Origin of the sequence: Dietzia sp. B44 (assembly GCF_014145245.1) — a bacterium.
Classification (GTDB): Bacteria; Actinomycetota; Actinomycetes; order Mycobacteriales; family Mycobacteriaceae; genus Dietzia; species Dietzia natronolimnaea.
This window is the reverse complement of sequence record NZ_JAALEF010000043.1, coordinates 1-6,782: the sequence shown is the minus strand read 5'-3', so window position 1 is coordinate 6,782 and position 6,782 is coordinate 1. Positions and strand designations below refer to the sequence as shown.

Annotated in this window: 5 protein-coding genes; 4 read left to right on the top strand and 1 reads right to left on the bottom strand. The window is 72.0% G+C overall.

The window, feature by feature from the left end; genetic code table 11:
- Positions 1 to 83: 83 nt before the first annotated feature.
- A complete protein-coding gene (locus G6017_RS01845) occupies positions 84 to 845 on the bottom strand; it encodes a GmrSD restriction endonuclease domain-containing protein (protein ID WP_182615634.1) in 762 nt (253 codons plus the stop codon).
- A gap of 171 nt (positions 846 to 1,016) precedes the next feature.
- Here G6017_RS01845 and G6017_RS01840 point away from each other — a divergent pair, with 171 nt between their 5' ends.
- The 4 genes from G6017_RS01840 to G6017_RS01825 all read left to right on the top strand — a co-directional run.
- Positions 1,017 to 3,935 (top strand): SNF2-related protein, encoded by a 2,919-nt coding sequence (locus G6017_RS01840; protein WP_182615633.1) that lies wholly within the window; start codon positions 1,017 to 1,019, stop codon positions 3,933 to 3,935.
- Positions 3,932 to 4,705 carry a hypothetical protein gene (locus tag G6017_RS01835; protein WP_259848322.1) on the top strand — a complete coding sequence of 258 codons (774 nt, stop codon included), beginning with the start codon at positions 3,932 to 3,934 and terminating at the stop codon, positions 4,703 to 4,705. Before G6017_RS01840 ends, G6017_RS01835 begins: the two co-directional genes overlap by 4 nt.
- A gap of 59 nt (positions 4,706 to 4,764) precedes the next feature.
- Positions 4,765 to 5,952, top strand: a complete 1,188-nt coding sequence (locus G6017_RS01830) for a metallophosphoesterase family protein (RefSeq protein WP_179525567.1) — start codon at positions 4,765 to 4,767, stop codon at positions 5,950 to 5,952.
- On the top strand, positions 5,949 to 6,782 hold an 834-nt coding region (locus tag G6017_RS01825; protein WP_182615631.1), incomplete at its 3' end, for an AAA family ATPase. The genes G6017_RS01830 and G6017_RS01825, both read left to right, overlap by 4 nt.

Genomic DNA, 6,782 nt, shown 5'->3' with positions numbered 1-6,782 from the left:
CGGCCGCTCGGGAGGCGGGTCGGACCGGTACTGACCCGGCCTGGTCCCGACCCGGGCGGGTCCACGCCGCTGCCCTCCCACCGTCACCGGCCGGGAGGGCAGCGGCGTACCGCCTCCTGCAGTACCTCCAGGTCGCCCTGAGTCACCGGAAGGCCGTACGAGACGGCCGCGGTGAGGTATCGGGCCGCGTAGAAGCAGTGCCTGCCGGGGTCCGGGGGGATCCACTCCTCCGGCGTCAGGTCGCTCTTCCTGCTGTTCACGGACCCGGTCACCGCGAGGAGGTTGCGGTCGACGTCGTTGGCGAACGCGGCGCGCCGCTCGGCTGACCAACTCCACGCTCCGAGGTCCCATGCCGCGGAGAGGGGGAACACGTGATCCACGTGGATCCCCCGGAGACCGGAGGCCCCGACATCGACCACCCGGCCGGTGTAGGGATCCACCAGGATCCCGCCGTCGACGGAGCACCCCGACGCGGCTTCCGGCGTGGCCCCCCGGAGGTCTCGGGCCAGCACGTCGTGGCGCGTCGAGCAGCCGTTCCCCGAACCCGGTGCTCCCGTCGCGTCGCTCCAGGCCGGACCGAACACGCACGCCGACGCCCCGGAACACGCCCGCTCGTACCCGGGCACCGTGACCCGCTCGGGGACCACGTCGACCCGCTCGAGAAGGGGCTCGACGAGGTCCTGTCCGGGGCTGCCGGGGGCCGAGGCCCGCGGGTCGCCCCACCACATGACGCCGCAGATCGCCGCCACGATCGCCAGCGTGAGGCCGAGTGCCCTGGGGCCGACCGGGGGGACGACCCGCCCGGATGCCCCGGGTCGGGGTCCGGCGGGCACGTGGTCGGTCACGGGGCGATTATGGGTGGCCCCACGCCCCCGGAGGCCGTCAGACGGTGGTCCCGGTCCCGGGCCTGTGGAGGAGCCGGGGGTGTGGGTAACCGGGGTGTGGAAGGGCCGTCGGGGCCCCGGCCCGGCACCGCACCGGAGTGCCGTGTCGGACGGGCGTGCTTACATGTCGTCGTGACCCAGTCCGCCGATCCCCGTCTCCACGCCGTGTGGCAGTCCGGGGTCGTGGGGTTGTGGTGCGACACGGGGTTGCGTCGACCGCACTCGGTGGCGCCGGCTGCCGCGGTGACGGCCGTGGGCCGTGCCGGGGCCCCGGATGCGGTGGTGGAGTTCCTCTCCGGCTACAGGCTGTCCCACCGGATCGGCATCCGTGCCGTCGTGGACGGCAGGGCCAGATCGGCGACGGTGCCCGGGATCCGGATCTCCGTCGGCGCCGCGATCGACCTGTGTCGACTCCTCGGGGCCGAGGACACGTGGGTCGGGTCGGGACTACGGGCGTTCTCCGCCTTGTCCGCGGGTGTCGCGGCGCTCGTGGCCGCGGGCCACGTGGTCCCGTGTCTCACCCGCAGGGACGGGGCGTGGGAGGCGTCCTGGGATCTGGTCGCCTCACCGGTGATCGGGGCGTGGACCACCGAGAGCCTCCAGCGCAGCCACGGGCTGGTCGCCACCCGCGAGGAGCTGGTCCGGCTGCTGTCCGAGCTGGCGGACCACCACGCCCGCACCGCGCTGGCACCCCTGGCGGCAGACCGCCACAGTGATCTCGGTGACGCACTGGTCACCGGTGGTCAGGTGACCTCGGGCGGTCAGGGCCTGGCCAATGCCGTCCGGGAGTTCGGCCGGGCGGCCGCCGCGAAGGACGTCGAGGTGGTGTTCCGGGTGGTCGAACCCTCCGACGACGCCGAGGTGGACCGCGCCGCGACGCCTGGCCACGCCGTGGACGACGACCCGGCTGACGACTCGCCGGGGGAGCGGTCCCGGGATCCCGGTGTGCTCTGGCGGCTGCAGGTGTTGGTCCGGACGGGCGCCGATTCGCTCCGCCCGTTCTCCGACCTCGACGACACCTCCTCCGTGGACGGACCGGTTCGCGACGTGGTCGACCGGGCCGTCCGTTCGTGGCCGCCGCTGACGCGGGCCACCCAGGCGGCCGGTGTTCCCGACCTGCTCCTGCCGACCGATCTCGTGGTCGACCTGGTCGACGAGGGGGTGGAGGCACTCCGGGGCCGCGGGGTCGAGGTCCTGCTGCCGAGGGCCTGGACCAGGATCAGGACAGCGGTCAGGCTGGCCGTCAAGGAGCCCGGGACCGAGTCGGTGGACTCGGGGCACCGGTTGGGCCTCGAACAGCTGGCGGACGTCGACTGGGAGTTGGTGGTCGACGACAACCCGTTGGACGCCACCGAGGCCCGGATGTTGCTCGACGCCGCGTCTGACCTGGTCAAGCTCCGCGGCCAGTGGGTCCGGGCGGACCCGGGTGCGCTCCGGCGGGCGGCCCGCTTCCTCGCCGCCAGGCGTGGCCAGCGGACGACCGCACCCGCTCTGGTCGGGGCGTTGATGTCCGAGGAGGCGGAGGGAGTCGAGGTCCGGTCGCCGGGCACCCTCGACTGGATCCCCTCGTCGTCGTCCCCGGTCGTGCTCCCGGACTGGTTCCGGGCCACCCTGCGTCCGTACCAACTGGACGGTGTCAGGTGGCTCTCGGCGCTCTCCCGGGCCGATACCGGGGCGGTCCTGGCCGACGACATGGGTCTCGGCAAGACGATGCAGGTGCTCGCGCTCACCGCGGTCGAACACGCGGCCGGGAGGTCCGGACCGACACTGGTGGTGGCGCCGCTCACCCTGGTCGCCACGTGGGCCCGGGAGGCGTCGACGTTCGCGCCGGACCTCCGGGTCCACGTCCATCACGGACAGGGTCGGGACCGAGGTGAGGGCGCGGCCGAGAGGATGGCGGACTCCGACCTCGTCCTGACCTCATACGGCACCGCAGCTCGTGACGTCGACCTGCTCACCGGGGTGAGGTGGCGGCGTCTGGTCGCGGACGAGGCGCAGACGGTCAAGAACCCGGCGACCGCGGTGTCCCGGGCGATCAGATCGATCCCCGCGCGGCACCGGATCGCGCTCACCGGGACCCCGGTGGAGAACAGGCTGGACGAACTACGGGCGGTGTTCGACTTCGCCAACCCGGGGCTGCTCGGGTCGGCCAGTACCTTCCGCGCCCGGTTCGCGGTCCCCATCGAATCGCACCGAGACGAGGCCGCGGCCACCCGGCTGCGTGCCCTGGCGGCCCCGTTCGTCCTGCGCCGACTCAAGTCGGACCCGCTCGTGGCCGCGGATCTGCCGGCCAAGCAACACATCAGGGTCGACTCACCACTGACCCGTGAACAGGCGACCCTGTACCAGGCGGTCGTCGAGGACATGATGGAGCAGGTCAGGGACTCCGAGGGTGCGGCCCGCAAGGGTGCGATCCTGTCCGGTCTCACCGCGCTCAAACAGGTGTGCAACCATCCTGCGCACTATCTCGGCGACGGGTCCTCGCTGCTGCGGGGTGGGCGACACCGGTCCGGAAAGCTCGCGGCACTGGACGAGGTCCTCACCGAGATCCTCGACGCGGGGGAGAAGGTCCTGTTGTTCACGCAGTACCGTGCCTTCGGAGATCTGATCATCCCGCTGTTGGAGCGCCGGGCGGCGACCGGGGTCCCGTTCCTCCACGGCGGTGTCACCGCGGGTGGTCGGGCCTCGATGGTCGAGGAGTTCCAGAGCGCGGACGGCCCACCGCTGATGCTCGCCTCCCTCCGGGCGGGCGGGACCGGGCTCACGCTGACCGAGGCCAATCACGTGGTGCATCTGGACCGGTGGTGGAATCCCGCGGTGGAGAACCAGGCGACGGATCGCGTCCACAGGATCGGGCAGACCCGGGTGGTTCAGGTGCGGAACCTCGTGGCGCCCGGGACGGTGGAGGACCGGATAGACGAGTTGCTCGAGTCCAAGCGCGAGCTGGCGGATCTGACGCTCGGCCCCCTCGCGGGTGTGCTCACCGAACTGACAGACGCCGATCTGGCCTCACTCGTCGCGCTGACCGACGAGGGGACGGACGAGACGTGAGCGGGAGAGGAGGGATCCCCACCAGGTCCAAGGCGGGTCCGTTCGGGTCGCACATGTGGAGTCGGCGGTGGTCCTCGGACCTCGAATCCGGCGTGAGCCGCGGCGAGGCGTTCCTCGGCCGCAAGGACGCGCGCAACGGCAGGGTGCTCTCCCTGGAGCACTCCGGCCGCATCGTGCGGTGCGACGTCGACGGCAGTCAACCGGACCCGTTCTCCGTGGAGTTCGAGTTCGCCCCGCTCGACGCCACGGACACCGACGCGCTCCGCACGGCGCTCCGCCGCGAGGAGGGAGGAGTGCTGGGCGCGCTCTCCGGGGATTTCTCCGACACGGTCGGATTCCTCCTGCTCCCGGCGGTCCACGGCGCCACCCGGTACTCGTGCCGGTGCCCGGTCCAGCCGGGCCCGTGTCGACACGTGCTGTCCGCCGCCCACGTGCTCGTGGAGTGGTGGGACGCCACCCCGGAGGTGATGTTCGCACTCCGGGGACTGAGGGCCGAGACGGTGGGCGCCGTGCTGGGGGGGACCGCGGACGGGGACGTCGGCGCGGTCGCCTTCGACGTGGAGGAGAGCCTGTGGGGCCGGGATCCACTTCTCCCCGCCGTCCCCACCACCGCCCCGGCAGGTCTGGAGGATCTCCTGGACGCACCGGTCACCAGGAGACTCGCCGCGGCCGCGACCGGGGATCCACTCGAACAACTGCGGGTGGTGGCCGACCTGGAGGACTTCCTCGACGCGTTCAGCCGGTATCGGCCGGGGGATCAGCGCCCGTGATCCACCCGGTCGGCGAATCCCGCCGCAGCACTGTCGGAGCCCCCACCTACGATGCGGCCATGGACAGGCGACGGGACGGCGACACGATCCGATTCCTCCACTCGGCCGACTGGCAGCTGGGGATGACACGGCGATTCCTCGGGACCGAGTCACAGGCGGTGTACACGGCGGACCGGCTCGCCGCGGTGGCGTCGCTGGGGGACATCGCCCTCGAGCACGGCGCCGAGTTCGTCGTGGTCGCGGGCGACGCGTTCGAGGACAACGCCGTTCCCCGATCGGTCGTGCTCCGTGCCGCGGAGGTTCTCGCGGCCTTCCCGGTACCTGTACTGATCCTCCCCGGGAACCACGATCCGCTGGACGTGTCGTCGGTACTGAGGTGCCGGGACTTCTCCTCGGCCGTGGACGGCGGGGCCGTCACCGTCATCTGTGACTCCGAGCCCGTGGAGATACGCCCCGGGGTCGAGGTGGTGGGGGTCCCGTGGACCTCCAAGCGCCCGGATCCCGCCCGTCTCCCCGCGTTGCTCGCCGACCTGGGCCCGACCGACTCCCTGCGCATCCTCGTCGCGCACGGTGGCACCGACGAGGTCTACGGCGGTGACTCGCCGTCCGTCGAGGCGATCCGCGTCGCGGAGCTCGAGAGCGCCGTCGGGTCGGGACACCTGGACTACGTGGCCCTCGGCGACAGGCACTCGGTCACCAGTGTCGGTGCCGGCGACAGGATCTGGTTCTCGGGAAGCCCCGAGACCACGGCGTTCGACGACGTCGAGAGGGCGTCCGGTCAGGCTCTGCTCGTCGAGCTCGGGACGCGGAGCCCCACCGGCGGCCGGGGTGACTGTGTGGTGACACCCGTCCGGACCGGACGGTGGTCCTTCCTCGCGATCACCGCGGAGATCGAGACCGAGTCGGACCTCGACGCCCTCGCCGAGCGGATCGAGGCGATCGAGGACAAACCCAGGACGGTCCTCAAGCTGGGCCTCACCGGGACCGTCGGGGTGGCCCTGCGTGCGAGGATCGACGATCTCCTGGAGACGTGGGCGGAGCTGTTCGCGGCCGCATACCTGCGAGAGCGGCTCACCCACCTGGTGGTCCGCGCGGAGGATTCGGACTTCACCGACCTCGTGGACGGCTATGCCGGGCGCGCGGTTCAGGATCTCGTGGAGAAGGCGGCGTCGAACGGATCGGACTCGGAGGACGCCGGCAATGCGCTCAGTCTGCTGTACCGGCTCGTGGACGGAGGCCTGAGGTGATCCTGCACCGGCTGTGTATCGAGGACTTCCGAGGCGTCGACCGGGAGGAGGTGCAGGTGCCCCCCCGCGGGGTCTTCGTGATCGAGGGCCCCAACGAATCGGGCAAGACGAGCCTCATGGATGCACTCGAGATGCTCCTCGAACACAAGGCCTCCTCCGGCCGAGCGGAGATCAAGGCCGCGAGCCCTGTGGGGCGTGACGTCCCGGTGGTGGTGGAGGCCGAGTTCACGATCGACCGCGAGCGGATGCGGTACCGCAAGGAGTTCGTGCGCGGCAAGCGCACGTCGCTCGAGTTCCCGGAGTCCGCGAAGGTGGCGCTGACGGGTGACGACGCCCACGACTACGTGCGGGACCTCCTGGACCGCCGGGTGGACAGGTCCCTGTGGAGAGCGCTGCGTATCGCCCAGGACGAACCCATCGGTCAGGTGGAGGCGGGCAAGGGGATGGAGTCGCTGCGGCGAGCCCTGGACGCCGCGGCTGGCGGGGCCGCTCCCACGGGTGACGACACACTGGTCACCCGGGTCGCGGAGGAACGTCACCGCTACCTGACGGCACGACGCGGGGAGCCCACCGGCGAGCTCGCGCGGTCGGAGACCCGGCTCGCGGACGCACGCACGGCACTGGACGACGCCAGGGCGGGGCTGTCCGAACTCGATGCCGCGGTGACCGAGCACGCACACCACTCCGCCGCCCACTCCGCCAGGCGATCCTCGCTGGCCGCCGTCGAGGTGGAGGTGGAGCGCCTCGAGGAGGCCGGACGAACCGTCGCACGGTTCCGGGAGCTCCTCCGGGCCGCGGAGGCGGAGGTCGACCGCGCCACGGTGGCGCAC